General features: G+C 47.8%; 19 protein-coding genes and 1 pseudogene. 5 read left to right on the top strand and 15 right to left on the bottom strand.

Annotation, left to right across the window (positions count from 1 at the left end; all coding sequences use genetic code 11):
• Positions 1–123 precede the first annotated feature (123 nt).
• Together MHI14_RS06175 and MHI14_RS06170 are read right to left on the bottom strand one after the other, a co-directional pair.
• Positions 124–1,107 (bottom strand): MBL fold metallo-hydrolase, encoded by a 984-nt coding sequence (locus MHI14_RS06175; protein ID WP_341130019.1) that lies wholly within the window; start codon positions 1,105–1,107, stop codon positions 124–126.
• Positions 1,108–1,134: 27 nt separating this feature from the next.
• Positions 1,135–1,878, bottom strand: a complete 744-nt coding sequence (locus MHI14_RS06170; protein ID WP_091037647.1) for a class I SAM-dependent methyltransferase — start codon at positions 1,876–1,878, stop codon at positions 1,135–1,137.
• A gap of 232 nt (positions 1,879–2,110) precedes the next feature.
• Between MHI14_RS06170 and MHI14_RS06165 the strand changes: the two genes are divergently transcribed.
• Entirely contained in the window at positions 2,111–2,986 is an 876-nt protein-coding gene (locus MHI14_RS06165; RefSeq protein WP_341130018.1) for a DUF72 domain-containing protein, read from the top strand.
• A gap of 191 nt (positions 2,987–3,177) precedes the next feature.
• Here the strand turns inward: MHI14_RS06165 and MHI14_RS06160 are convergent, their stop codons facing one another.
• The 7 genes from MHI14_RS06160 to MHI14_RS06130 form a co-directional block, all read right to left on the bottom strand.
• On the bottom strand, positions 3,178–5,355 hold the full coding sequence (locus MHI14_RS06160) for a glycoside hydrolase family 88/105 protein (RefSeq protein ID WP_341130017.1): 2,178 nt from the start codon (positions 5,353–5,355) through the stop codon (positions 3,178–3,180).
• A 57-nt stretch (positions 5,356–5,412) separates the two neighbouring features.
• A complete protein-coding gene (locus MHI14_RS06155) occupies positions 5,413–6,234 on the bottom strand; it encodes a polysaccharide deacetylase family protein (RefSeq protein WP_091037653.1) in 822 nt (273 codons plus the stop codon).
• Positions 6,235–6,251: 17 nt separating this feature from the next.
• A complete protein-coding gene (locus tag MHI14_RS06150; protein ID WP_091037656.1) occupies positions 6,252–9,605 on the bottom strand; it encodes a glycosyl hydrolase in 3,354 nt (1,117 codons plus the stop codon).
• A 239-nt stretch (positions 9,606–9,844) separates the two neighbouring features.
• Entirely contained in the window at positions 9,845–11,350 is a 1,506-nt protein-coding gene (locus MHI14_RS06145; protein WP_091037658.1) for an extracellular solute-binding protein, read from the bottom strand.
• Between the two features lie 18 nt (positions 11,351–11,368).
• Positions 11,369–12,256, bottom strand: coding sequence for a carbohydrate ABC transporter permease (locus MHI14_RS06140; RefSeq protein WP_091037661.1), 888 nt, complete (start codon positions 12,254–12,256; stop codon positions 11,369–11,371).
• Between the two features lie 12 nt (positions 12,257–12,268).
• Positions 12,269–13,198, bottom strand: a complete 930-nt coding sequence (locus MHI14_RS06135; protein ID WP_165980409.1) for an ABC transporter permease — start codon at positions 13,196–13,198, stop codon at positions 12,269–12,271.
• Between the two features lie 331 nt (positions 13,199–13,529).
• Positions 13,530–15,935: an AraC family transcriptional regulator gene (locus tag MHI14_RS06130; protein WP_341130016.1), complete on the bottom strand. Its 2,406-nt coding sequence runs from the start codon at positions 15,933–15,935 to the stop codon at positions 13,530–13,532.
• 215 nt (positions 15,936–16,150) lie between these two features.
• On the opposite strand from MHI14_RS06130, the gene MHI14_RS06125 reads away from it, so the two are divergent.
• The 3 genes from MHI14_RS06125 to MHI14_RS06115 all read left to right on the top strand — a co-directional run bounded on the left by MHI14_RS06125 (position 16,151) and on the right by MHI14_RS06115 (position 20,907).
• On the top strand, positions 16,151–17,506 hold the full coding sequence (locus tag MHI14_RS06125; protein WP_133387100.1) for a dipeptidase: 1,356 nt from the start codon (positions 16,151–16,153) through the stop codon (positions 17,504–17,506).
• Between the two features lie 1,022 nt (positions 17,507–18,528).
• Positions 18,529–19,164, top strand: coding sequence for a TetR/AcrR family transcriptional regulator (locus MHI14_RS06120; protein WP_341130015.1), 636 nt, complete (start codon positions 18,529–18,531; stop codon positions 19,162–19,164).
• 156 nt (positions 19,165–19,320) lie between these two features.
• The gene (locus tag MHI14_RS06115) at positions 19,321–20,907 is read left to right on the top strand and encodes an oleate hydratase (protein ID WP_341130014.1); all 1,587 of its coding nucleotides are present in this window, start codon (positions 19,321–19,323) and stop codon (positions 20,905–20,907) included.
• A 504-nt stretch (positions 20,908–21,411) separates the two neighbouring features.
• On the opposite strand, the gene MHI14_RS06110 is transcribed toward MHI14_RS06115, so the two are convergent.
• The 4 genes from MHI14_RS06110 to MHI14_RS06095 all read right to left on the bottom strand — a co-directional run bounded on the left by MHI14_RS06110 (position 21,412) and on the right by MHI14_RS06095 (position 24,766).
• Complete coding sequence (locus MHI14_RS06110; protein WP_074096289.1) at positions 21,412–21,783, bottom strand: hypothetical protein; 372 nt, start codon at positions 21,781–21,783, stop codon at positions 21,412–21,414.
• 164 nt (positions 21,784–21,947) lie between these two features.
• Positions 21,948–23,168 carry an N-acetylglucosamine-6-phosphate deacetylase gene (nagA, locus tag MHI14_RS06105; RefSeq protein WP_133387097.1) on the bottom strand — a complete coding sequence of 407 codons (1,221 nt, stop codon included), beginning with the start codon at positions 23,166–23,168 and terminating at the stop codon, positions 21,948–21,950.
• Positions 23,165–23,893 carry a glucosamine-6-phosphate deaminase gene (gene nagB / locus MHI14_RS06100; protein WP_091037991.1) on the bottom strand — a complete coding sequence of 243 codons (729 nt, stop codon included), beginning with the start codon at positions 23,891–23,893 and terminating at the stop codon, positions 23,165–23,167. The genes nagA and nagB overlap by 4 nt, the downstream gene beginning before the upstream one ends.
• A 9-nt stretch (positions 23,894–23,902) precedes the next feature.
• Positions 23,903–24,766, bottom strand: coding sequence for a MurR/RpiR family transcriptional regulator (locus tag MHI14_RS06095; protein ID WP_289390265.1), 864 nt, complete (start codon positions 24,764–24,766; stop codon positions 23,903–23,905).
• 209 nt (positions 24,767–24,975) lie between these two features.
• Here MHI14_RS06095 and MHI14_RS06090 point away from each other — a divergent pair, with 209 nt between their 5' ends.
• A complete protein-coding gene (locus MHI14_RS06090; protein WP_341130013.1) occupies positions 24,976–25,323 on the top strand; it encodes a hypothetical protein in 348 nt (115 codons plus the stop codon).
• Between the two features lie 132 nt (positions 25,324–25,455).
• On the opposite strand, the gene MHI14_RS06085 is transcribed toward MHI14_RS06090, so the two are convergent.
• Together MHI14_RS06085 and MHI14_RS06080 are read right to left on the bottom strand one after the other, a co-directional pair.
• Entirely contained in the window at positions 25,456–25,995 is a 540-nt protein-coding gene (locus MHI14_RS06085; protein WP_341130012.1) for a DUF4303 domain-containing protein, read from the bottom strand.
• Between the two features lie 468 nt (positions 25,996–26,463).
• Positions 26,464–26,562 (bottom strand): annotated as a pseudogene (locus tag MHI14_RS06080) (LuxR C-terminal-related transcriptional regulator); the annotation flags it as partial.
• Between the last annotated feature and the right edge of the window lie 6 nt (positions 26,563–26,568).

The raw sequence follows: 26,568 nt of genomic DNA, 5'->3' as shown, positions 1-26,568 counted from the left end.
CTGGCTTAAAAATAGATGAATGAACCGTTAAGAGAGGCTAAAAAGGCCCAGAACAGGTGAATTTCCTGTCCAGAGCCTTTATATAGATCGTATTATCTTTTCATATCCATATCATCATTTCGTTTAGATTTGAAAATAGAACTTGCCATCCGGTTGCTGCTCTTGCTTCACTACTTCGCGTCGAAGTAACTCCTGCAAATGGGCCAACGTCTCACTCATGGCAAACCGCAGTTGATGGGTACCCAGCCGATTGCCAAACATGTGCACACAGATGTCATAAGCATTCGCCGGTGACTCCTGAATTCGCTCCGTCATCTTCTGAAGACGTTCCTCGTGATGAGCCAGCAATTGTACTGTCCGTTCGTTGAACTGGGCAAAAGGATTCCGATGTCCGGGATACGCCTGCTTGACGTTCAGCTCACCAAGACGTTGCAATCCTTCCATATAAGACAATAATGGCTGAGGGTCACTGCCGGGTTGCAGACTGATGTTCGGTGAAATCTGTGGCAAAACTGCATCTCCGCACAGAATCTCCATGGACTCCGGCGCATAAAAGGATAAATGGCCTGGGGCATGTCCACCCGTCTCCACAGCAATCCAACGTCTCCCGCCCATATCGAGCCACTCGCCATCTTCAACGGGTGTGACATTCGGAAGTGGCGTGATCTGCGAAGTAAATGCCTTCATATGTTCATGTATCTGCTCAGTCTTGTCTTCCGGCATACCATGACGACCATAATAATCAGGTAATATTGTATTGATACGTGAATCAGGTCCCCACATATAGTCGGCCTCTTGGCGGGAGCGTGTGGACATTCGAACGGGTGCCCCCGTCATCTGTTGCATCCAACCCGACAACCCAAGATGATCGGGGTGATGGTGGGTGAGTACAATTTGACGAATATCACTAAAGGTCAGGCCAAGATCTGCCAGCGCTTCACTCCACTCCTGTTCTGTTTCCGAATTACGCGGTCCCGGATCTATAATGGTTATCTTCCCACCCGATTCTGATAACACATAACTGTTCACCCATCGCAAGGGAAACGACATGCTGATCTTGACCCGGTGTATGCCCTCTGTCATGGACATCTCTTCTGTGCGCTTCATGTTATCCCCCTTCCAGACTGTCTCTGTTCACTCCACAGGACGACGACCCACAAAAATCATGCGTGGAGAAGTCTGCTCGTCATATTTCTCTTCGTCATAGCCGCCATGTACCTGATCTACCCGGAGTCCGGCGGCACTTAACATCTGACTCAGTTGATCCCGTGTGTACAACTTCACACGCTCCTGATATACCCGCGGTTCATGTCCGGATGTGGTATCCGTAATGCGAATTTCCTTTTGCACAAACCCTTCCTCAATCTTGCGATACTCCTCAATCCGCTGCCCCTCATCCTCTCGGACGGAGTGCGGTACCAGATGACGAGTCACATAAGCCGTATTCATAAAATCAATTATAAAGCTGCCACCCGGGCGAAGCATCCGATGAATGGCACGTAATACTTTCAGTTGTTCTCCGTCCTCCAGGAAATAACCAAACGATGTGAACAGATTGACTACGGCATCAAAGCCGCCTTTCAGCGGGAGTTCACGCATGTCTGCGTGACACCAAGATACTCGGTGTTCAGTGTCCATTAGGCGTGCTTCGCGCAAAAGCACATCGGACAGATCAACTCCGGTCACTCGTAAACCTGCGTCAGCAAGTGCCATGGAGTGCCGTCCCATACCGCAGCATAGATCCAGTACTTCAGCATTGGGCTCAAGCTTCAACCAATTGATCATTTTATGTACTTCCTGATAGGCACCCTGCACATCCCGGTGCTTGTATACGAGAAGATAATCTTCTCCAAAACTCTTTTCATACCATTCCGTCATCCATTCTCGCCCTCCACTTGGTCACTGGCTCTCTATCTATAGTCACTGTTGTACAAGCCTGATCATTTCCCCTAGCTTTAATGTATTGTAACGTCTTTATTCTGCAAACTCAAAAAATTCCAGTAAGTTTCCAACATTGAAGAGCCAAAATGCACACGATATAATGTTAGACATACGCCAGTAAATCGGTTAATTATAAGAAGTTGTTCAAAAAGCAACAGGAGGTGTTCTTATGATTCGCATCGGACTTACCGGATGGGGGGATCAGGAAGATCTCTATCCAAACCGTACCAAAGCCAAAGACAAGCTCAGTCTATACGGACAATACTTCTCCACCGTGGAGGTGGATAGTTCCTTCTACGCGGTTCAGCCGCGGGATCGAATGGCACGATGGGCTGCAGAGACGCCCGAATCCTTTGCTTTTATCATCAAAGCCTATCAGGGAATGACCGGACATCTGCGGGGCAAGCCCTACTTCACCAGCACGTCAGAGATGTATAAGGCTTTTCGGGAATCACTGGAGCCGGTCATCGAAGCCGGCAAAATGCAGGCAGCCCTGTTTCAATATCCACCTTGGTTTGAGTGCAATAAAGACAACGTGAAAGAGCTTCGTGAAGTGAAACTACGAATGGAGGGTATTCCGTGTGCCCTCGAATTCCGTCATCGTAGCTGGTATGAAGGTGACATGCGAGAGCGCACGCTTGCGTTCCTGAAAGAGGAAGGCTGGATTCACAGCGTCTGTGACGAACCTCAGGCGGGTCCAGGTTCCATTCCCATCGTTCCACAGGCGACGGATTCGGAGATGACACTGGTTCGCATGCACGGACGCAACGTGTCCGGCTGGCATCAGAATGGTGCGCCCAATTGGCGCGAGACCCGTTACCTGTACCGTTACAACAAGGAAGAGCTGTTGGAGTGGAAAGGTTATCTGGAGCAATTGCAGGAGCAGAGCAAGGATGTCTATGTTATTTTCAACAACAACTCAGGTGGCGATGCAGCGGCGAATGCCCAGATGATGATGGACCTGCTGGGTCAGCCGGTGAAGCCTTTCCCTGACCGTACTGAACCGGAGAAGGAAGAAGGACCGGAGCAGATGGAGTTATTTTAATGCGTGCTAAAAACGGAGTTATTCATATTATTGGGTGAAGGTAAGTGTATTTATATATTGCTATTATGCAGATCAGATTCGGGATTGGAATAAAACTAAAAGCGGCAAGCCTGAGGGCATTGCCGCTTTCTTTAGCTGGTAATCTACCAATAGAAGGCTATCCACATACATTCGTTTCGTTGCGTCAAACATCAGCGCTGCGCGGCTGTAACCGAAGAATCGATATGCGCCTCACGGAGCTGCTGATTCATTTTATGCGCTTCAATGCCAGCCAAGAGCACAATGCCGATCCCATGGGTATCATTCAGATTCCAACCCAGATCATCGCGATAATACAAGGCGGTAAACGAGTACCCGGAACCCCGGCATACCCCATATACATTACCTTTATAGTCAATCGACAAACGCGTCATGCCTTCCCATCCTTTGCACACTGCTTCCAGGTAGGGCTCAGGCTGCTCCAGCCACCCTTCCCGAATACCACGGGCATAAGCGTAGATGAACATGGATGTGCAGGAGGTCTCTTCATACGAATCCGGACGGTTCAGCACCTGATGCCATAGTCCATTTTCCCCTTGCAGCGCCAGATAACCTTGACTTAAATCACGGTAGAAACGTAGCAGTTCCGGTCGTTTCACATGATCATGTGGCAGGATGGATAACAATTCGGTTAATGAGAAAAGCACCCAGCCGTTCCCTCGTCCCCATGGAATACCTGTCGCCCGACCACGCACAAAATCATACACATGGGACATGATCTGTTGATCGGGAAGGTAGAGGTATTTACGGAACATCAGGAACTGATTGATCGCATCATCCCAATACGTCGCATCACCTGTCAACTGACCATAACGCATCAGAAAAGGTGTACTCATGTACAAGTCATCACACCACATCGTCTCCTGACGCATCTCCCCACTTCCGCGAACCCGGTAAAAGGCACCATCCTCCAGACGCTCCTGCTCATCCGTAATGTAACCTGCAATCCGATCCGCGGTATCTCTTCCCCCACGAATATCGCCGAATTCCATCGCAGCAAGCAACGTAGATCCAAACGAACCGCAATCATCCAGACTGTCTATCGCAGACAGCTGATTATTGATTCCTGCCGCACCGTACCCTTCCCGATCCCACAGACCGTAGCGATCAAATGAAGTGCTCAGTTCAATATGTTGCTGTACATACTGAATGTAATCATCCCGTCCCAATTCCTGTCCCGTCTGGAGAAGTCCAAGCAGGGTAACGCCGAGCGGATAATTCCACTTTCCGTAATGTGTATTTTCCAGGTAAGGACGAACATGGGTGTCGGGAAGATCTACCCGCCAATACACACCTTGTGCGCCATCATCAAACACGGTATCTGTTCGCACGATGTCGGCGTGGGATGGTTCAGCACCGGGAGTAAACACACCTGTGTACAGCCATGGGTCAGAGCATCCGGCAACCGGATGAGGCGATTTCAGTCTCCAGCCTGTGGAACCCGAACGCTCGGCATCTTCCAACGTGAATCCCCATGAGCCGCCGACTGCCTGAATTTCACCTTTCGCGACCAGATCGGATGAACCGTAACGGCGAGGAAGTTCAACGCGGAAATTACCGCTGCTTCCAGTAGAGTATACTTCCGTGCCATCCACATACAGAGTCAAAGCTCCATCATGACGGCCTTTTAAAATAACTGGCGTTGATCCTGGCAAGGTTACATCCAGTTTGGACCACGCATAGGCAACAGCTAGTTGTTCCATACCAAAGATTCGAGCAAATGAACCTGCGCTCTGCTCCTCTTCTGTCCAGCCCCTGCGCGGATACCAGGAAAGGCCCGTCTCTTCTTCCGTCATGCCGTCACGAGGAAGAGATAATACAGGTTCATCAACGGGTTCCGAATATAACCAGCCTTCCTGACCCTGACGATCTGCCCCAGGAGTGAGGAAGTGCAGCGGGAAATTTTTGAACGAGGCTGTTCCGTAGATACCGCCGAATCCCACTTCTGTTTTGACAAAACATAGCAACACATCATTCCAGCCATAGTTCACGGAAATTGGAATCTGGGTTCTTCGCTCGGGAAATAACTCCTGCAACAACTCGGACTTGAACACCTCTTCACCGTTCACGTAAATCGTCACCGGACTATAACAGTTCAAACCCGTATTTAACGTTGCATTCTGCTCGCTCCATAACTTGCCCCATACATACACGTACTGCCCTGCACGAGCCTCTACGCATTTCTCATTCAAATTCAGGTCGTAGCGATAGTCCCCTAGCCTGCGAAAACCTCCCTGATGATAGGCTCTGAACAAAAATGAATGTTTTGGATGATCGCCAATATAACGCTGAGCCACCGTTGTTAATATATCCGGAATTGAATCGTACACCTTGCCTGCAATCGCCTCGTTCTCATGAAAATAACGAATGACCGTCAGCTCCCTTCCTTATACCTTGATTCGTTCGCTTAGCCGCAATGTCTCTCCGCCCTGCACTTCAACAACCTGCTGGTCAGCCGTGAACCAAACCGGGATGGCAGACGGATTATGGATGATGGAGCGATCGGCCGAACACTCCAATCGTTGCACCGCTTTCCAATAGGCAATCACTTCGATGTTCGTGGCATACCAAATATCGTCCCTGCCGCCAATCTGCTCACCAAACTGTTCGATGATCTCCCAGTTGTCGTTGTCGTTGAACTCATAACTGTGACCCCAGACATAGAGTAATAGTGGCGTACCTGTTTTGGAATGTTGGATAAAACGTTCGGCATGCCCCGCCAGATCATGGTTATGATGACAGGTCGGATGCCATTCAAGCGGCCGGTCTGGCAACGTGTATCTGCCATGAGATTCAACGGTACGGGCATAATCGATGCCAAGCCACTCCAGCTTGGTACTTAACGCACGGTCGTACCCTCCGTTGGGATAAGCCATGCCTCGTACCGGATAACCGACGAGCTGCTCCAATGCTTTTCGGTCTTCGATAATCTCTTCCGTCAACAATTCATTCGGAACATAAGGCAACGTAGGGTGAGTAACCGTGTGAACGGCTACTTCATGCCCCTCATATAATTCAGCGACTTCCTCCGGATCAATACGGCCTGGATTGCCTAGCGTACCGGAGTTCAGATTAAATGTTCCCCGCAGTCCATACCGATTACAGATTTCCACCAGTCTGCGATCATGCACCACTCCATCGTCATAACTGAGCGTTAACGCTTTCATCACACCACCTGGATAACGGTCAAACTGAATACGATGTCCCATGCCCTACTTCCACTCCTTTATCCGAATTCTGCAAAAGGTACATGACCGGCATCCTGTAATCGATGATGTTCCGAATCAAAATACGTACCTTCCAGCAGGCCAATCAATGTGTTGGTAATCCGAACTTCAATGTCGTTATCTCCCGGACGCAACCAGGAGACCTCTCCCTTCCAGCGATACGGAGACCAGCATCGTACACCCAGGCTATGCCCGTTTACCCGCACTTCCACCACATCCTGTACCCGCCAATCGCTGAATTCCAGTTCAAACGTGGTCATATCTTCCCCTGGCTCATCCAACCAGAACGTGCGTTTATAACTCATTTCCCCGGAAAAATGGGGATACAGTGGCTGCGGTTCGGGTCCGATACGAAGGGCCGTATCCGACTCCCGTACAAGCGAAGCCATGCCTTCATGATGGAACTCCACGCCGAATCTTCCCTGTAGATACAAGGGATCAACGATACCATCCTCATCTTTCGTTACCTGCACACTCACCGTCATTTCGTTGAGACCGCTGTGCAGCAGCTCCGTAATATCACAAGCGATGTTATTGTGGTCGGTTATTTCGATTGGATCGAACTGTTCTTTTCCAAGTGGTTGCCCATTAATTTCCATGGACCAAGTGCCCGAGATCGCCGCTCTGTCCATGAATAAAAGGCATGCAGGCAATGCCGTTCTCAGCTCAAATGTGGTCGTATAACGGCACTCGATCGGGTAAGCAACGGATGCCTTTTTCGGTGTGCCAAATACCTGATTAAACTGGATTGGCAGATGCTGCTGTTCCGATAATTCTGCCGCCTGATCAATAAACGGTTTCACAGCTACATGCTGGCTTTCCAGAATTACACCGTGATCATTGGAGGCGAGAAGATGGAATTGTCCCATTCGCAGGATGTTAGACTGCACCGTTTCCATTCGCCATGGCCCTTCTGAAGGAACTCTGATCTTACGGGCCTGATTCGCTCCTGCCGATACATCCGTTACAAACGCCGAACCCGTTTTGTCTGCTACATCCACCTTCATTGTTAATGCCTCTTCCTTCGCAGGTTGTAAAGTAAGGCGTAGAGCATGCGCTTCGTAAGGCGCGAGCGTTAGCGCAATGCACCATTCCCCGCCACTGCTCGTATACGGCAATGCCTGAAGCTGCCCTGTCTCCAGATCGAGTCGTTCTGCCACCAGACAAGCGTTCTCTGCCAGCTCCTCTCCATCCCACAGCTGTCTGGCGACCACCTTCAATTGCCCCTTCAGATTCTGCCCCTCCTGATTGGTCAAGAAAACCATGTGCTCCCCAGCCGACAATTGACGGGTGTGCATCAGCAGAGATGCACTTTCCTCCTCCATTATCCAACAGATGGGTTCGGGCAATACCTGATCGAGCAGGAGAGAGATTAGCTCCAGCGAAAAGTCATCTCCCTGCCCCGTTCCTGCGGGTAGAAAAAAGGCATTCCCCTCACCCTGATGCCACATGGTTTCACGGTTATCATGATCTGTTGTCACGTTACGGCCCCAGTACACTTCTTGAGGCTGCTCGCCCGCACCAAAGAACTGGGCAGCTTCCTCTCCCTCCGGACTTCCCGGCTGAATCGCAATATGCGGAGGCATCCCAACAGAAATAACAGTTCCTCCCTGCTGAACGAATCTCTTCACCTGTTCCCAGGCCGCGGCCTCCAGATTCAGCATCGGTGGGAGAATTAATACGTCATAACGGGCAACGCCGATCCGAATGGTGCCATCCGTTAAGTCAGCTTCAGCCAACAATTCGGGGTCAAGGTGATCATAATCTCGTCTGTTTTCGAGTAAATGGGTAGTAATCCGCATCCAGTCCTTCGTCAGACGCTCCAGTTGCGCCCGTTCTAATTCGTCTTCGCCGCTATACTCAAATCCATGCAGCGGATTACCCATCAGACTCCAGAATGTCGTCGTTGGGTCAAGTACGGCGATACGAATGTCTGCTGTTCCGGTGCTCATGAGATAACTCAACCGTCCGGTGTAATCCCCCAACTGCCGGAAATGCTTCCAGTAGGGATTCTGCAAAAATTGAGACGGTGGTGCGTCATGCTTCGCAAGCCCACCAATCGTATAGAAAAAGGCGTGAAAGTTATAAAAATTGGTGCCCATGGCAGCCATGCGATCAATCATCCACTTGGCATCCTGTAGCGTCATCGACCAGCCCACACTGTGAAAACATTCAATCAGATTGCGACTTCGGCCCAATTGTCGGGCAAGCGAACTGACCATCTTGGGATTGTCACGCATCTTTTGGCCATATCGTTCCAGAATCCACGATAAGGACCGTCCGATTTTCTCATGTGCCGAATCACCGCCTGGCATATGGCTGAACAACTGGGTGGTCATCCGTACGCCAGGTACCTCAGCGGCGTACTGGATTCCTGCTTCCTCACACCAGTCATGCACCTGTTTGTGATAGGACTCCCTGAGAAGCAGGTGGAGTGACTGGTAATAGTCATACCGAATTCGATGCGCGTCCGGAACATCACCATATAACAGCGCCGGTAGCGAATCGATCAGACTATAACCACAACGCTCACTGAAATAACGGGGAAGTTGTGGAGACCAGGGGAGACGGCCCAGCGGTGCGATTTCATCCGAGAACATACCTTTGATTACGCTTTCAAATTGATCTCCAACCGCTGACTTATAACGCTCATGTGTCAGTTCAATAAAACGACTCATCGCTTCCTTGTGGCAAGGATCAACAAAGTTGCCGTAATATTTGAAATCATCGATCTCTTTTTCCTGAAATATAATCAACTCCCAGTCACCTGGGGGAACATCCCACAACAAGCGGAACGCTGTTCGGTAGGTGAAGAACCGCTTGCGGTTATACGATGTGAGTCCGGTCTCCTGAAAGACCTGATCGGTCTGGATATTGCCGATTTTGCTGCGCAGATCGATGGACCCATGCCACAGACGCTTGCCCTGTTCATCCTTGGGAATCGCCTTGGCAACCAAGACTCGTCCCCACGGCAACTCCAGATCCACAGCTTCTCCGCCCTGAACCACCAGATGATGATGCACGAGCTGTCGCTGCTTCGCTTCAGGGAAATCAAGGGTCACTTCTCCGCCAGCCATCCCGCTTGGATATGGATATTCGTCATATAACCATACCTGCATGCCATGGTCGGCAGCTGCCTGCACTGCAACCCGCACCTTATCAAACCATGCTTCAGAGAGATAGGGAATCTGTAGTCCCTGACGCGGACAGATGAAGAATCCGCCTACACCTTGCGCGGCCATCTCAGCCACCTGCCGCTTAATCTGCTCTTCTTCCATATCCCCGTTCCAGAACCAAAAGGGATGGACCCTGTACTGCGCCTCGGGATTTTCAAAAGCATCCCCGTTCCACATGTTGCCTTCCTCCCTGCATGTTCAAGAGTGTATGGTAACCAGCTTTACCAATACCGTTCATTTCAGTTCAACTAGGTTTTTTTCGTTTTGATTATACATCAAAAACCATATTCAGGAAGTCATAATTTCCAGAAAGTTGGATGAAATTTTGTTCGCGAATCAAGCCATTACAACGATAAGAAAAGCCCGGCTGTTTCCGCTACACTGAAAGCACAGCTACCGGGCTCTGGCTTATACGACTACTTCAGTGCTGCGTACAGTTCATTGACTTCTTTCACATAATCGTCTCCGCCGTTGTTCTTCCACAGAGCAACAGCATCTTCGAACCCTTTCTCATCAATCTGACCTACGATATATTTGATCCGCGCATCGTTAATGATATTGTCCAGCTGCGGTCCTTTCTGAGCGTAAACATCAGAGATCAGCGGTTCACCAGGATTGGCAATGACAATCTCTTCGTTGGCTTTCTGCACCTGTGCAACCTTTTCACGGACAGGTGTCTGTTGTACACGAAGCGTTCTGTCTTCAGGTACAAACATCAAAATCTGATTTAAACCCTGCAGGTCGCGCAGTGCCAGCTTGTCAGTGCTCGGTATGATGTAGTCTTCTTTTTTCTCGTACTGCTTGCCTTCCAGTCCGTTGTACAACAATGCCTGCAACTCCGGTTCATTCAGCTGATCCAGAAAACTCAGTACCTTCTTCAGGTCTTCTTCCGTTTTGACACTGCTTTTGGAGATAGCAATCAGGCCGGAGTAACCGGACGTTGGCATATCACGTAATCCCTTTGGACCTTCCATCGCTTGCAGCACATCCACACGTCCTGTCGCATTAGGGTCTTTATCGAGTATTTTCTGATCCATGCGCTGGGCATTATCTGCTACATCCACCATGACACCGGCTTGCCCATTCACAAATGGATCAGGCAGTTTCGTTGCATCCATCACGGCAAAGTCCTTGTTGACCAGACCCTCACTATAAATTTGCCGGAAAAATTTCAGGGCTTCCATGTATTCTGGTGTCTCATGCGCCGGGATCAGACCTCCACTGCCATCATCTCCCCATTTGTTGGGCGCACCAAACCATACCTGCATGTTATCCCAAGGGCCCGTGAATTTGCTGGCAACCAGACCGTACGTATCATCTTTGCCGTTACCGTCCGGATCATCCTTCGTGAACGCTTTCAACACATTGTAAAATTCATCAATCGTCTTCGGCTCTTCCAGCCCCAGATTCTCCAGCCAATCTTTGCGGATTGTAACCCCATTACGTCCCAGGGCCCGTGCCCGGTAGATCCCATAGGTTTTGCCATCGATTGACGCATTGTTGGTGATGATTTCATTCATTTGACTCAGATTCGGATAGTCTTTCAGATAAGGACCCAGCTCCCAGAAAGCCCCGGTTCGGGCCGCATTAATGAAACTTGGGGACTTCCCTAACACCACCATAATCTGAGGAAGCTTTCCCGAGGCCAATGTGATGTTGAATTTGTCTTCGTACGAGCTGCTTGGCACCCACTGCAGGTTCACATCCACCTTGGTCAATTCCTCAAGTTTCTGGATGACCGGGCTGTTCTCCGGCGGATTCTCCGCTTCAAAGTTCGGCAGCATAATGGTAATTTCGTCTGTGCCACCACCAGCGGTTCCTGAACCTGCTTTGTCCGTGGAGCATGCTCCCAGAATTGTACTTAGTACCAGTGACGCAGAGAGTAACAGTGCACCTTTTTTGAATCCCGTTTTTTGTCCCATACGTTCTCCCCCTTGGCTTTAGCCTTTGATTGAACCTAACATGACACCTTTGGCAAAATGCTTCTGCAAAAACGGATACACCAGCAAAATCGGAATTGTACCTACAACGATTACCGCCATTTTGATCGACTGCTCTGGTGGCTGTACAAAATTGGGGTCCATGTTCGCCATATCTCCGACACTGGCCTGCGAGAGCAATACGATCTGTCTCAACATGACTTGTAGCGGCCATTTGTCACTATCGGAAATGTACAGCAGTGCTGAGAAAAAATTGTTCCAATGTCCTACGGCGTAGAATAAGGCAAACGTGGCGATGACCGGTTTGGATAAAGGCAGAACAATTCGCCACAGCACCCCAAGATCCGAACAGCCGTCGATGTGGGCCGCTTCCTCCAGCCCAGGCGGCATTTGCTGAAAAAAGTTTTTGACAACAATTAAGTTAAAAGCGCTGATCGCGCCAGGAAGCATAAGGGCCCAGTAGGAATCAAGCAGTCCCAATCCACGAATGACGAGATACGTTGGAATCATGCCACCGCCGAATAACATCGAGAAGATCACCATATTCATCATGACATTACGGCCCCAGAAGTCACTTCTGGATAGTGGATAGGCCATCGTTAATGTGAAGAACAGATTGACCAGTGTACCTGCCACCGTGATGAAAATGGAAACACCAATACTGCGAAAGATCGTGGACGAGGAAAAGATATACTCATACGCGCTGAAGGAAAACACCTTCGGAATGAGGAAGAAACTGCGTTCGGTGATCTCAGCTTCTGTTGCGAAAGAATTCCCTATAATATACAGGAAAGGAAGGACGGTTAATATGCCCAGAATCCCCAGCATGACGTAATTGAAGATATCAAAAACCTTGCCGGCAGGGCTGTTGTATAGACGGCTGTTCATGGGCGCTCCTCCTTAATAAATTCCGGGGTGACCGAATTTTTTCGCAAGTTTATTACTGCCGAGCACCAGGATAATCCCCACCACAGACTTGAATAGTCCAACAGCGGTACTGTAACTGAATGCACCTTGCGTGATCCCCACCGTGTACACATACGTATCAAAGACGTCAGCGACATCCCGGTTGAGAGAGTTGGTCATCAGATAGATCTGCTCAAATCCGGTATCGAGGAAGTTCCCCAGTCTGAGAATGAGCAAAATGACTATGGTCGTACGAATGGCTGGAAGTGTGATATGCCACATCCGCCGTAACCGTCCTGCACCATCCACAATGGAGGCTTCATATTGTTCCGTATCTACACCTGCGAGGGCAGCAAGGAAAATGATCGTGCCCCATCCCATCTCCTTCCACATCATCTGCACAATAATGAGCGGACGGAACGAACCTGGACTGGAGAGTACATCAATGGGCTTGCCTGTAATCCAGGCGATCAGGTCGTATAACACCCCGCCTTGGGGGGTCAGGAACACATACGTGATACTGGCGATAATCACCATGGATACAAAATGGGGTACATAAACCAGCGTTTGAATCGTTCTTTTGAAGAAAGCGACTCGAATTTCATTTAATAACAATGCGATAATGATCGGTGCCGGGAAAAAGAAGATAAGATCATACAGGGCAAGGACCAATGTATTGCGTAATAGTCGGAAGAAGTCCGGGTTGGAGAAAAAGTTCGTAAAGTTCTCTAACCCCACCCAGTTACTCTCCCGGATGCCCAGGAAAGGCTGGTAGTCCTGAAAGGCAATGATGATCCCCCACATGGGCAAGTATTTAAAGATGACAAAGTACAAAAAGCCGGGAAGCACAAGCACATATAACCATTTGTTTCGTTTAATCTGTCTTTTCCAATTGGACTCCTGTTTTAATGGCATTGTTGCCATATCCGCTTGAGCAGTTGCAGTACCGTTGGTATTCCAGTCCGTCTTCCCGTTCATCATGTCTCCCCTCCCTCAAATATGTAAGCGTTATCAATTGGCCTGTTATTCAGACTATACAGCCGATCTTTTTCCAGCAACCTTCATTTTTTGCATTGCTACGGCATGATGGTCGGAAAGCCCGCTATAACGCCATTTCCACAAGAAACTGAACATAACGTAGCAGGTAGAATTGCACATTTTTGCGGGTTTATCCTTCTTTGTATCACGGTAAAAAAAAGAAAACCGACATCCACTAAAGCTGGATGCCAGTCTGAAATGACAAAGATATAAAAGGTTATTGTCCAAACCATTGATCGCGATACTGACTCGGGGTAACTCCCTCCTGTTTCTTGAAGATCCGATTAAAATAACTGTGCTGATATCCCACAGCCGCCGCAACATCATTGATTTTCATCGTTGTCTCACGTAACAATTGCTTCGCCGCATCCATTCTCACACGTGTCAGATAATCAATAAAATTAATGCCTGAAACCTGTTTGAAAGCCTTACTCAGTGCATAGGGTGTCATCTGCTCCTCGTCAGCACAGTTTTCCAGCGAAATGTCGCTACGGTAATGTGTATCGATATACAACATCGTTCGTTCCACCACCAGTTTCAGCGGTTCCTGCGATCGTACCTCAACCTCTTGTATATAAGGTATGAATACCTCATTCATCATCCACTGCCTCATCTGTACAGGTTCACGAATACCGGATAATCGCTCATACATGTTGCTACCACCAAACAGCTTATAAGGTGTGACACCCGTTTGCAACATCATGTGCTGAATGCTGCCGAGCAATTGAAGCATCATCTGTTGCACCTGAAATTCGGTACTGCCCGTCCGCGTAATTTCACTCATGAATTGTTCCAGCACACGTTCCGCTTCGGTTTGTTTGCCCAGCCTGACCGCCTGTAACAACTCCCGTTCCAGCCCAAGTGGATAGGAAGCTGCTTCATTTCTGCGGAAACATTCCTCATCCTCCAGATCGAGAATCTGACTTCCTTCGTCCACACTGCGATAAGCCACGGCCTGTTCCATCTCAACGAATCGTCCGGGCAGTTCCTGTAGTGAAGCTGCTGGGCGACTGATCATCAAAGTCACCTTCAGTTTGAGTGTTCTTCCAATGACCTCCACAAGCTCCTGCCCCCATAACATCGCTTGTGATTTCACAGGTTCGTCCTGGGGAGCAATCACAAGCATGGCGGAAGACAGGTCATGAAAGTTCATGACACTGATCTGCCTGAAATAATTTTTCGCCACTTCCTGAGTGATATTCACTGCTGCAAAGGTGACTAATCCCGTGTCCTGGCTTCCAAATCTGCCTTGCAGCTGCTCATACCCCGTAAAATACATCTGCACCAGCAAAAACTGCTGGCCCTCCAGTTCAAATCCGAGATGACGCATCCGCTGCTGGAGATCCTTCTCGTTATAGGCGTATAGATGCCCCTGTACAAGTTGTAAGACAAAACTGTCGCGCAAATGGGGAAGCTGCTCCTGCAATTGGCGATGTGCCGTGACACTGCGGGAGGTCAGTTCGTTCCACTGTTGCTCCAGCAGCTCAAACTCATCCAGCTTGGCATCCGTTGGTGTGGTTTCGTTTCTGCCAGGCGTAAGCAGATGCAGCATCCGCGCTACAGGCGAATATATGCGGCGTGAAGCAAACCAGGATAACAATAATCCCAGGATGAGACTGCCTATACTGGCAATGACGATGATTTTGGACACCAGTTTAACTGGCGAAGTGACTGATGTCAAAGGTGCTGCGGAGACGTAAGTCCAGTCTGAATCGATCCGACTCAATGAACCGTATGAGACAGAATAGGTCTGATCCTCATATCGGAACAGGAATGAGCGGTTGCCCGCATGCAGGGCTACTTCTTCTTTTAGCTGCTGCTCAAAAGCAGAAGTCTCTCCCGCCGTTCCCGGATTCCCGGTAACCAGTGTGTTTCCTTCCTGATCCATGAGGAACGTTAACCCTTCGTCGTAAGGAGTAAGCGTTTTCAATAAACTGGCGACTTTCTCGTTATCCAGCGTGATGATCAGTGCACCAAACGGATTAATGCTCTCGCCTGGTATCTTATGTACTAGAACAAGTGCATTGCCTGCATCCGTATGCAGTGGACTATCGTTGGTCGATGTTGCGGTATCACTGTTGATGCTGGAAACCCAGTCTGTCCAGTACACGTGGTTCCCCATGGAAAGGTATCGATCATAGGCTTGTACTTTGGCTTCATCGTTCAATTCGGTATAATCCCGATTAAACAAGATTGGCTTTGGTTCCTGCAAATACAGCTGTGCTGACTTGATCAGTGGATGGGAACCTTGTAATACGTATAAGGTAGTCACAATCTCCTGCGTTTCATTGAAATAATATACAAAATCCAGCGTTCGCAAAGCATTGCCAAACCTCGGTTCAAAAGCCCAATGGGATAAGTTCATCTCCAGATAAGCCAGCTGGTCATCCACATTGCGTGCCCGGTTCTCGATTTGGTTCTGATGCATCTGATTGAACTCGGTTTCCATCCGGCCAACAACCTGTTGATACATGACGATACCTGTGATTAGTCCGGGAATGCTGGCAATGAGTAAAATAAGGATCAGGCTGTTTCGATAAAATCGTCCTTTATGCCTTCCAGCCTTCAGATCGGATAATCGCTTGAATCTGCCAAATATTCGATCGCTCCTAGTCGGTTCCATCGCTGCTCACCTGCCTGCTTGCATCGGGTCTGACTGTCATGGAAACTTCCTCAACTCCCCTGAGAATATATGGATGAAATCCTTTTCTTGTATTATACGCACAATCCTCAGGTGAATGAAACGATCTGTAACCGATCATTTTTTTAACCAATGTTTTATTAACATGACAAAATGGATTACAATGAGATAAAGCAAACATGAAGGAGGCCTTTTTAATGAAAGAACAGACTTATTTTGAACAAAATAGAGAAAAACACCTGGCAGAACTGAATGAATGGTTGTCCATTCCAAGTATTTCCGCCATTTCCGAGCATAAAGAGGATGTTAATCGTGCAGCACAATGGGCAGCAGATGCGCTCACACGTGCAGGCATGGAAAACGTAGAGGTCATTCAAACGGCTGGACATCCGATTGTCTATGCAGATCACCTGCATGCACCCGGCAAACCGACAGCGCTGATCTATGGACACTATGATGTACAACCAGTTGATCCGCTTAACCTGTGGGAGACACCTCCTTTCGAACCTACCGTTCGTGATGGGAAGCTGTTCGCCCGTGGTGCGACGGATGACAAAGGACAGATTTTCCTACATATCAAGGCAGTAGAAGCCATTCTTGCCGAAAACAAAGAACTTCCGGTTAACATCAAGTTCTGTATCGAAGGCGAAGAGGAAATCTCCAGCCCGAACTTGCCCATCTATCTTAATGAACATACAGACAAGCTGCGTGCAGACATGGTACTGATCTCGGATACGTCCCTGCTTGAAAAAGGTAAACCGGCGATCTCCACTGGCCTGCGCGGCCTCTGCTCGCTTCACGTAGATCTGAACACAGCCAATACCGACTTGCACTCCGGTTCATTTGGTGGTGGTGTACCTAACGCACTGCACGCACTCGTATCCCTGCTCGCTTCGTTGCATGATGAGCAAGGCCGTGTGAGTGTAGATGGTTTCTACGACGGCGTTCTGCCACTATCTCCTGAGATGAGAGAAGAATTTGTGAAACAGGGCTTCAATGAAGAACAACTTCGTCAAGACCTCGGACTGGAGCAATTGTACGGCGAAGAAGGTTACTCGTTCGTGGAACGTGTTGGCGCTCGTCCAACATTGGAACTAAACGGCGTATGGGGTGGTTTCCAAGGCGAAGGTAGCAAAACGGTTATTCCGAAGGAAGCTCATGCCAAAATCACCTGCCGCCTCGTGGCGGATCAAGATCCACAACATGTATTGGATCGTATCGAAGCACATCTGCGCGCTCACGTTCAACCGGGTGCAACGCTGCATGTGAAACAGATTGAAAAAGCTTTTGCTTTCAACACTGATCCTTCCAATCCAATTCTGCAAAAAGCGGCAGATGCGTATGAGCACGTGTATGGCGTTCGTGCCCTCTTTACCAAAGATGGCGGCTCCATTCCGATTGTTGAGAAGCTCTCACGTGTACTCGAAATCCCTGCTGTTATGATGGGCTTTGGTTTGCCGGATGAGAATCTGCATGCACCGAATGAGCACTTCAACCTGGAGAACTTTGATAAAGGGTTGTTGACGATTGTGCAGTTTCTGAAGAGTTTGTAATCATCGTGTTTAAAAGCAGTTCATGAGAGCGTGCTGAGTGGACGTTCCGGGGCCGAATCGTTCTTTTGATCGCTGTTATCCCCGGATTTCCTTGATTCCCTTTCTAAAGGGAGAAATCCGGGGATAAAGGCGAACGCTCCGCTTCTTCAGAATCGATTTCGTCCCCTTCACTACGTTGCAGCTTCTCGCAGACTGATTTTAAGATTGAGCCTAACTATTGATTGGTTAGTGTAATGGGGAGAAAAAAGGACGGCCTTCGGGTCGTCTTTTTTATTTATTTGATTTATTTGATTTATTTGTTTCTTTTTATTGTTTTTTTGTTTCTTTGGTGAAGTTGTTTTTTTGTTTCTTTTTTCTTTTTCTTTGGTGAAATTGTGGTTTTTTTTCGTGGCTGCTTTTTATGATGGAGACGATGGAGACTTACTTTAAAATGGGTTAGTGTATTAGAGATAAAAACATGGTGACCTTTAGGCCGTTCTTTGAATTTTGTATCGATCATTACGTACAGTTTGCTTTATTATGGCTTCTTTAAAGGTATGGGTTTAACTTTGAAGGTTAGTGTGATAGATTACCTTAACGATGGGCTGCTGAACAGTTTTCGATTTGTTCGTTTTTTTCTCGATAACTTCGTTATCGTTGTTCCTATGACTGATTTTATAGACGGTGTCTCTCTTTTAATGGTTTAGTGTATTAGAGTTGATATACGCGACCTTTTCGACCGTTTTTTTAGATTAATTACGTCTCCTCACTAGGTTTCTGGCTTTTACTGTGGTTGCTCTTTATTGTGACTGGTTTTAGACGACGGCTAACGTTTAAGGGATTGTGATAGAGACAACACAAGTGGCCTTTAGGAGTTTGTTTGAATCGATTGATACTCCCTAAGGATGCATCCTTAGGGAGTATCATGTGGATCGGGTAAAGAAGATGTTGATAGCTACAGGGGATTCTGGATGGGAGGATCTTTCGGGATTCCTGCGTTTTGACTTGCTTATGCTTAGCGACTTCGGCGCGGGGCTTTTGCCATGAGTGTTTACCTGCTGTTATGCCCCCACAAACTAATCCAAAATGATGAGGTGAATGTTGTGTCTGCTTCTCACCTAACCAAACATGCGCTGGCTCACTCGCTTAAATCACTGATGGAGCATACTCCACTGAACAAGATTACGGTCAAACATCTGGTTGACCATTGCGGAGTGAACAGGCAAACCTTTTATTATCATTTTCAGGATATTTACGCGCTACTTGGGTGGATCTATCAGACTGAAGCGGTGGAGAGCCTTACGGAGTACCGAAGCTACAGTACATGGACGGACGGATTTTATAAAATCTTTTGTTACATCGAGAACAACAAAACGTTCTGCTGCAACACACTCGACTCGCTCGGGCGCACCCACTTGGACACATACCTCTATGAAGTAACCCATGATCTGATCATGGGTGTTATTGATGAGCTGGCCTGTGGGATACAGGTCCGCAGTGAGGACAAAGAGTTCGTCGCCAACTTCTATACCTTGGCCTTCACGGGGCTGATCATCCAATGGATGAGGGGCGACATGCGAGAACCGCCAAAACAGATTATTGAGAAGCTCAGTGAGCTGATCGAAGGCAGTGTCCTGAGGGCACTGCACAGGTATGAGAATAAGCTGCCATCCACTTAAGGATGCGCGGCTTTTTTTCATATGTGATCTAAGCCTAGGTTTTAGACACTTTTCCAAAAGTGACCAAAAATTAGACACTCCCGTTCTTTTGATCATACCTTACGAAACCTGCAAGGATTACATTAGAAATGTGATTACAGTACCTTTTGGAGGCGAATGATCGTGAAGAAAGAATATGGTAATAAACAGGTCTATTTCGTAGGCGGCGGCATTGCATCTTTGGCGGGTGCAGCTTATCTGGTCAGAGATTGTGGCTTTCCCGGAGAACATATTCACATTATCGAAGAAATGCCGATTCTCGGTGGCAGCAATGACGGCGCTGGCCATCCCGATCAAGGATATATCATCCGCGGCGGGCGGATGCTCAATGACGAGGCCTATGAGAATCTGTGGGAGCTGCTGGCTTCCATCCCTTCCATCGACCGTCCAGGCATATCTGTCCGACAGGAAATTACCGAATTTGACGATGCCAATCCCACACATTCCAATGCACGGCTCATCAACCGTGACGGGAAGGTTGAAGATGTGCTCTCGATGGGCTTTGATATGGCGGACCGTCTGGCGATGGGTAAACTGATTATTACTCCTGAAGACACGCTGGGTAAACTGCGTATCAACGACTGGTTTGGCCCTCACTTTTTTAAAACAAACTTCTGGTATATGTGGGCGACCACCTTTGCCTTCCAACCTTGGCACAGCGCCGTGGAATTTAAAAGATACATGCTTCGCTTTTTTCACGAATTCCCGAGAATTCAGACGCTGGAAGGCGTTACCCGCACTCCCTTCAACCAATATGACTCGATCATCCTTCCATTGCATAATTATCTGGAACCGTTTGGCGTAGATTTCACGCTGAAATGTACCGTCACGGATCTGGATTTCAAAGACGGCGAGGGCATTACGGTAAGTCGGATGCATGTGAGCCGGAATGGTACCGAGGAAGTCATTGACATCCATGAAGGTGATCTGGTCATTGTTACAAACGGTTCGATGACCGAAGGGGCCGACATCGGCTCCATGACTTCCGAACCAAAACTGAACGGTAAGGGCAGCTCATGGAAGCTGTGGGAGAACATTGCCGCCAAGAAACCGATGCTGGGCAACCCTTCTTCTTTTAATGATCATGTGGATGAGTCCAAATGGGAGTCGTTTACGGTCACCTTCCAGGATTCGGTCTTCTTTGATCTGATGGAGAAATTCACACGCAACCGGGCAGGTACCGGTGCTCTGGTTACTTTCAAGGATTCCAGCTGGTTCATGTCTGTCGTTCTAGCCTTCCAACCGCACTTCCGCGGTCAGCCGGAGCATGTCAACGTATTCTGGGGATACGGATTATATCCGGATAACGTGGGCGATTACGTGAAGAAAAGAATGTGCGACTGTACCGGGGAAGAGATTATGCAGGAGTTGATCGGCCATCTTCATTTCCAGGAACATCAAGAGGAGATCATGGCGACCGCCAACTGCATTCCATGCATGATGCCTTACATTACAGCCCAATTTATGCCTAGACTGAACAGCGACAGACCAAAAGTTGTGCCTGAAGGCTCCACCAACTTGGCCTTCATCAGCCAATTCTGCGAAATTCCCGATGACGTGGTATTCACGGAAGAATATTCGGTCCGGGCAGCACGGATCGCCGTCTATACCCTGCTTGGAGAGAAACGTCCGATTGAGCCGATCAATAAATATCAGTATGATGTCCGGACGCTGTTCAGCAGTTTTGTGACTTCGTTTAGATAATTGCTTATATAGAGAATGTGTGTTGTTGAATTGTATAAAGCAAATAAAGAGAGTTCCGTCAGCTATGACAGGACTCTCTCTTTATGTTTACTCGTTTATTATCTAAACCCAACACATAGCTTTCATGGAAATTGCCAACTGTCGTCTAAAGAACCTCACAAGCCTTATTACTTGAAATTTCGCAGGTTTGAAAATCTAACGAATCGTAGACAACTTATTTGGAGTGTAAGCAAGATTTTGTAACGTAATATCGCTCATTTACATTAAATAGCGTGTCTAAGATTCGTTACATTTTGTATGACAGCCAAATCATTGAAATAAGGCTTCGCAGGTTCGTTAGAACTGAGCGACCCTTCGGAGATTACTACTTATGAGATGCACTCGTTGTCATGTCTTGGTGTTTATTTTCATTTTTCGTTGTTACTCATCGCTTATGAGAGCCACATATTATACTCTACTCTTCCTACTCACGCCGCTTATTACAGCCTACATATCACACTTCGCTTATGTGCGGAATGTTGTGAACTTCAACATGTGCACAAGCTTGGATAAATGTGCGATTTCCTGCTGGACTCCAGAGGTGTCCGTACCTGCCATTGCCTGATTCGCTCGCAGCGTTCTACGTGTGTTCAGCATACCTTCGATCAGTTTCATGACCGTGTTACGTCCACGATGATCGACAATCATATACTTTTTGCGTGCGTCCAGCTCTACCCATACGATGTTGCTGAATGATGTGAACAGATGCCTGCGGTACAGCTCCATATCGGTCTCATTGTAATGCTCGCCATAAAAGGCATAATATCCGTGTATGTGCAACTTCTCCGCCAACACTGTGATGAACGGATCATGTTCGAGCATAGCGTTACGTTCCATGTTTCACGCCTCCGTTATGCGTGATCCGCAGATCCCGTCTTTTTGAGATCTATTTTAACATATTGTGCAAGGTGTTGCCTCTCCACAGATAAAAGCCAAGTTTTAACTCCTAAGACTGATGCATCACAAATGAGAGTTATTAGCACGATACTAATTTTCTAAATCTAATATGACTCGCCAATCCGTCTGCCCTTAACCCACACACTCTCAATATCCAGCACCGCATTCAGCAAAACGATATCTGCCTGTTTTCCTTGAGCCAGGGAACCTGTCCGATGATCAATGCCCAGCAGGCGTGCCGGTGTCAGGCTTGCTGCACGTGATGCAGCGTTCAGACTCAGGCCCACTTCCTGTACCAGGTAACGGAAACCACGAATCATTGTCAGCGTGCTTCCCGCCAGTGCGCCGCCGTCCTTCAGTCTGGCCTCGCCATGCTTCACGATTACGGGCAGGTCACCGATCTTGTATTCCCCGTCATCCAATCCCGCCGCAGACATGGCATCTGTGATCAACACGAGTTGATCATCATGTTGCTTCAGCTGAGCGAGGATTGAGATCGCCGCAGGGTGAACATGAATGCCGTCGGCAATCACCTCGGCACTGATACGTGGATCACTCAGCACGGCTCCGGCAGCCCCGGGTAACCGATGATGCAACGGTGTCATGGCATTGAATGTATGTACCGCATGATGCAGTCCGGCTTCCACTGCCCGCTCCACCTCTTCATAGGTCGCATCTGTATGGCCAAGTGCCGCTGTAATCCGTTGTTCTCGCAGCCATGAAATGACTTCCAGCGCGCCTTCACGTTCCGGTGCCAACGTAACTTGACGGATCAGGCCAGGATATTGCTTCTCCCATGCTTCGAGCCAAGATACATCAGGCAGTATGATATGTTCCGGATTTTGCGCACCAGGCCATTTCGGACTAAAAAACGGACCTTCCAGGTGTACACCTTCAAGCTGAGCATAAGGCATTTCACCGGAACGGTACCGATTGACCTCAGCAAGTACGTTATCCAGTCGCTCTTTTGGAGCTGTCATGGAAGTCGCAAGCATCGCTGTTGTTCCCTGCGTACTATGGAAAGAAGTGATCTTGTCCAACACCTCAGGGCTTGCGTCCATAAAGTCTTCTCCGTTCCCACCATGCACATGGATATCAATGAATCCAGGCACAATGAGACCACGTTCCGGTACTGACAGCGGCAAAGCCTCGCTCCGAATCTGTTCAGGAAGGCCTTCCGGTATCCCAGCATAGATAATTTTCCCATCCCTCCAAGCTAATACACCGTCTTCCAATATCTCATCTGCAAGGAGCAGCTTGCCCCGAAGAAGAGAAATATTTTCATCACGCTGGCTCCTAGGTTCATGGCTATTCACCTCGGTCATCTCACCAGCCTCCCTGCTGCACGGTCCAGCAATACCACCACATTTGGATGACATTGCAAAAGCGATGCAGGACATGCCGTTGTGATTGGGCCCATGAATGCTTCGCGAATAATCTCGGCTTTTTCCTCGCCACGGGCAATGAGCAGAATTTGTTTGGCTTTCAAAATGGTACCAACACCCATCGTAATCGCCTGAGCCGGAACTTCATCAATGCTGTCAAAGAAGCGTGCGTTTGCCTTTCGCGTCTCGTCTTTCAGATCCACAACATGTGTTCGTCCTGTAAGTTCAGTTCCCGGTTCATTGAAGCCAATATGACCATTATGTCCAATGCCAAGCAGTTGCAGATCTACAGGTCCACGATCGTCCAGCCGTTGTTCATAGGAATTACATTCCTGTTCCAGATCGGCAGCCTGACCATCAGGCACTTGCGTTCTAGCAATATCTATATCGATATGTTTGAATAATTGTTCGTTCATGAAACTGCGGTAACTCTCGCGATGTTCTGTTGGAAGTCCAACATACTCATCGAGATTAAAAGAAGAAGCCTGTGAGAAGCTGACAAGCCCCTTCTGGTACAACGTGATAAGCTGTTTATATATGCCCACAGGAGAACTTCCTGTTGCGAGCCCCAATACAGCCCGTGGTTTGGTCTGCAACAAGCTGGCAATGAGGCCAGCACCCGTGGCGTTCAAGTCTTCTTCATTTTCAAAAATTCGTATATTCATCTTCATCTGTCAGGCACCTCCGTTGTGTTGGACTCGATAAGATTGCACATTATGATAGGATTGTTCCAGTCTGGGGATAAAACGGTCGAAGTCGGCACTTACCATGCCTGTGAACAAAATATCGACCACATGCAGCAGTGCAATACGTGAAGCCATATCTCCACGCCTCATGCCTTCTTCCAGAGAAGAGGTGAATAGTGGGATATCGGATACAGTTGCAAGCGTGTTACTGCCATAGGAAGTCAGTGAAATCGTAGAAGCTCCGGCCTGTTTGGCACAATGCAGGGCATCGATGGTCTCCGGTGTTTCGCCTGAATAGGATACGGCCATCGCCACATCTCCCTCGGCGAGCGAAGATGCGGATGTAATCTGCATATGTGAGTCGGAAAAAGCCGTACAGCTCTTGCCAATCCGCACCAGTTTCTGATAGAAATCCTGTGTAACAATCGATGAGGTAGCCACACCGTACAGATCGATGCGGCGAGCCTGGCACAATAATTGAACGGCTTGCTCCAATCTGCCCAAATCCAGCAAACGGGTGGTATCTGAAATAGACGCAAGGTGGTTGGCTTCGATAGCTTCAACAATTTTGGATAGTGAATTGCCCGCTACAATATCCTGATACGCCGTTTCATCAGATGCGTGGGACAATTCTGCGGCGAGCTTCATTTTGAAATCGGGGAAGCCTTTAAAATGAAACGACTTGCAAAAGCGGGTCACCGTCGCCGCACTTGTGCCACTCTGCTCTGCCAGATGACTAATCGTCCACCCGGGAATGTCCGATGGAGATTGCATAATGACTTCGGCAATACGTCGCTCCTGAGACGGAAGGTTATTCAGTTCTTGCTGCAACGCACGTAATATGGCTGCCATGAGGACCTCACTTTATGAAAATTATTTTTATTTATTTTTAATAAATCAAGAAAATTATTTTTATAACTTCATTTTAATCAAGACGATCCTGCAAATCAAGAGGAATTTAACATGACTTTTGCAATGATCTGAGCGTGTATAGCCCCTCACCTGCTTGATACGCATAGTTGATGTCCTTTATATTGAGAATCGAGAGGGGTGCAATTCTAATGAATCGAAGACAACGGGAAAAGCTCATTCCTTCCATCTGGATTATGGCTTCCAAACAAACAGAAGGACACGCCTATTATGCCCTCTATGCTATCGACTGGAAACGCGGAGGTCGGTTGAGTTGGGAAGGTTGGAATCAGCTCGAAGACTTGCTGCAATTTCATATTCCGATCAAACGAAAAGCCGGAGGAAGGAAATCCGCTTCCCAACCTGCCGCAAAAATTGCGAAAAGAGCGCTCCATCTTCATCTGAACGAAGCACAATTTGAGGAATTGGAGCAGCTCTTTTATCAGCCATTTTCGAAGAAAAAATGGAGGATTTTCCTTCAAATGAATAGGAATCAGTAAGTGTATGGATTCGTTTGTTTCATTTTTTCACGCAAAAACAAAAAAGCCTCTTCCTTCTTTAGTTTAGTTAAAGAATAGGAAAGACTTTCGCGGTACTAAGATTCAATTCGTTTTGATTCGAGTTAACTCGTTCTAATTGATGCCATCATATCGTTTTAAGAATTTGCTGGCTAAGCCGGGTACAGTCATTTGATGAACCGATTGATTTTCAATCTCCTCCGCTAGATCGTCATCTGTTAGAGAAACAAAGAACGTAATGTCTGCTTTTGCTTGTCCATACCGGGCGAAAACGTCATTTGCTGTCTCATTCACAACTTTGGCGATGATTCGAATGATCTCATCCTTATACTTCTGGACATCTTCTGTTGCATACAACAATCGGCTGATATGCTTAAAGTGCGTCTCCTCGCCATATTGATATTCGGAGCAACCCCATCTGTAATAGATCTCGTCCTCCTCACTATCACATAGCCCTTGCTCTTTCATACTCACAATATGCCCAGCAAGGGATTCCTCTGTATTTACCGCCAAAAACAGGGTAACCCAATCACTGTCCGTTCCAAAAGCACAAGCATATACTTTCTCATGCTCTACCTTAGCCAGCGTTTGTTCCAGATCGGGTAGAAACCCCGCTCGAAATTGATCTTCAAATTCATTTAAGAAACGGTCCATTTAGCTCATCCTTCCATTGCTAATATAAGTTGAAATACGGAATAGTTACACTTGCCACTCCGCTGACAGAATAACCTTCCGATCACTGTTATCCCCAGATTTTTTGAATCATTTTTTATAAGGGTGAACATCTGGGGATAAAGGCGAACGCTCTGCTTCTTCAGGTCATTTCTGTCCTCTATGTTCTAATGTAACTGTGTAGTCTAACTGATGGAAATGTGATTTAAGAACCCAATCATCCGTTCAAACCATTGTTTCAATTCTACTGCCTTATCTTCGTATATGTAATCATTATGGTCTACTAAAATATCGAAAACAAGCGATGCTACGTTTCGGATCTTCCCTCAATTTATTGTTAACTCCCTTATTTTATGGTCCATTGCAGCAAAAAAGCCTTGCCCCATTCTTCATGACAAAGAATAGAGAAAGGCTTTCATGCTGCTACGTAATCCTAACTGTAATTCGCAACTAAATCTTCAGTTCTCCAAGCTTAATCAGCTCGACAACTGCCTGCGAACGACCCTTAACATTGAGTTTCTGCATCACATTCGAGATGTGGTTTGAAATACACAA

The sequence above is a fragment of the Paenibacillus sp. FSL K6-2393 genome, assembly GCF_038002545.1.
Classification (GTDB): domain Bacteria; phylum Bacillota; class Bacilli; order Paenibacillales; family Paenibacillaceae; genus Paenibacillus.
The sequence above is the reverse complement of the archived record's forward strand: the minus strand, read 5'-3'. Positions and strand labels throughout refer to the sequence as shown.

Coding starts and splice junctions, on each gene's coding strand:
- MHI14_RS06175 (WP_341130019.1), bottom strand. CDS start 1,107: ATGAAGCGCACAGAAGAGATGTCCATGACAGAGGGCATACACCGGGTC.
- MHI14_RS06170 (WP_091037647.1), bottom strand. CDS start 1,878: ATGACGGAATGGTATGAAAAGAGTTTTGGAGAAGATTATCTTCTCGTA.
- MHI14_RS06165 (WP_341130018.1), top strand. CDS start 2,111: ATGATTCGCATCGGACTTACCGGATGGGGGGATCAGGAAGATCTCTAT.
- MHI14_RS06155 (WP_091037653.1), bottom strand. CDS start 6,234: ATGGGACATCGTATTCAGTTTGACCGTTATCCAGGTGGTGTGATGAAA.
- MHI14_RS06150 (WP_091037656.1), bottom strand. CDS start 9,605: ATGTGGAACGGGGATGCTTTTGAAAATCCCGAGGCGCAGTACAGGGTC.
- MHI14_RS06145 (WP_091037658.1), bottom strand. CDS start 11,350: ATGGGACAAAAAACGGGATTCAAAAAAGGTGCACTGTTACTCTCTGCG.
- MHI14_RS06140 (WP_091037661.1), bottom strand. CDS start 12,256: ATGAACAGCCGTCTATACAACAGCCCTGCCGGCAAGGTTTTTGATATC.
- MHI14_RS06135 (WP_165980409.1), bottom strand. CDS start 13,198: ATGGCAACAATGCCATTAAAACAGGAGTCCAATTGGAAAAGACAGATT.
- MHI14_RS06130 (WP_341130016.1), bottom strand. CDS start 15,935: ATGGAACCGACTAGGAGCGATCGAATATTTGGCAGATTCAAGCGATTA.
- MHI14_RS06125 (WP_133387100.1), top strand. CDS start 16,151: ATGAAAGAACAGACTTATTTTGAACAAAATAGAGAAAAACACCTGGCA.
- MHI14_RS06120 (WP_341130015.1), top strand. CDS start 18,529: ATGAGTGTTTACCTGCTGTTATGCCCCCACAAACTAATCCAAAATGAT.
- MHI14_RS06115 (WP_341130014.1), top strand. CDS start 19,321: ATGATCGTGAAGAAAGAATATGGTAATAAACAGGTCTATTTCGTAGGC.
- MHI14_RS06110 (WP_074096289.1), bottom strand. CDS start 21,783: ATGGAACGTAACGCTATGCTCGAACATGATCCGTTCATCACAGTGTTG.
- nagA (WP_133387097.1), bottom strand. CDS start 23,168: ATGACCGAGGTGAATAGCCATGAACCTAGGAGCCAGCGTGATGAAAAT.
- nagB (WP_091037991.1), bottom strand. CDS start 23,893: ATGAATATACGAATTTTTGAAAATGAAGAAGACTTGAACGCCACGGGT.
- MHI14_RS06095 (WP_289390265.1), bottom strand. CDS start 24,766: ATGGCAGCCATATTACGTGCGTTGCAGCAAGAACTGAATAACCTTCCG.
- MHI14_RS06090 (WP_341130013.1), top strand. CDS start 24,976: ATGAATCGAAGACAACGGGAAAAGCTCATTCCTTCCATCTGGATTATG.
- MHI14_RS06085 (WP_341130012.1), bottom strand. CDS start 25,995: ATGGACCGTTTCTTAAATGAATTTGAAGATCAATTTCGAGCGGGGTTT.